Raw genomic sequence first — 592 nt, forward strand, 5'->3', positions numbered from 1 at the left:
GGCGGCACCTTGCTGGTGTTCTCCCTGGTGCAGGGGCCGGAGTGGGGCTGGGCGGCGCCGTCGACCCTGGGCTGCATGGCCTTGGCGTTGGTGCTGCTCGGATTGTTTGGGTGGATCGAACACCGGGGCCGTGATCCGTTGATGCCGCTACGCTTGTTGGGCTACCGCGAGTTGCGCATGGCCATGGTGTTGACGGCGGTGTTCATGAGCAGCTTTGGCGTGCAGTACTACTTTCTGGCGGTGTACTACCAGCAGGTCTACGGCTACAGCGTGTTGCAGGCGGGGTTGGCGTTTTTGCCGGCGACGCTGGTGTGCACCGCGGGCATCTGGCTGGCGGAGCGTTCATTGGCGCGTCTGGGGTTGCGCAACACCCTGGTCAGCGGCCAGTTGGCGGGCGCGGTGGGTATCGCTTTGGTATGTGTGGCGTTGCCGACGGGGGCGGGGTTCTGGTCGTTGCTGCCGGGGATTTTCATCCTGAGTATTGGCCAGGGCATGACCTGGACGGCGATGTGGGTGGCCGCCGGGCTGGGCATCCGGCCGGGCGAGCAGGGCGTGGCGGCAGGCATGGCGTCCACCAGCCAGCAGATTGGCG

Annotated in this window: 1 protein-coding gene; it reads left to right on the forward strand. The window is 66.4% G+C overall.

The annotated features are described in order from the left end of the window. The coding region (locus tag HX846_RS36180) for an MFS transporter (protein ID WP_178967343.1) at positions 1–592 on the forward strand (592 nt) is incomplete at both ends.

The sequence above is a fragment of the Pseudomonas sp. K5002 genome (genome assembly GCF_013386655.1).
In the GTDB taxonomy this organism is placed as follows: domain Bacteria; phylum Pseudomonadota; class Gammaproteobacteria; order Pseudomonadales; family Pseudomonadaceae; genus Aquipseudomonas.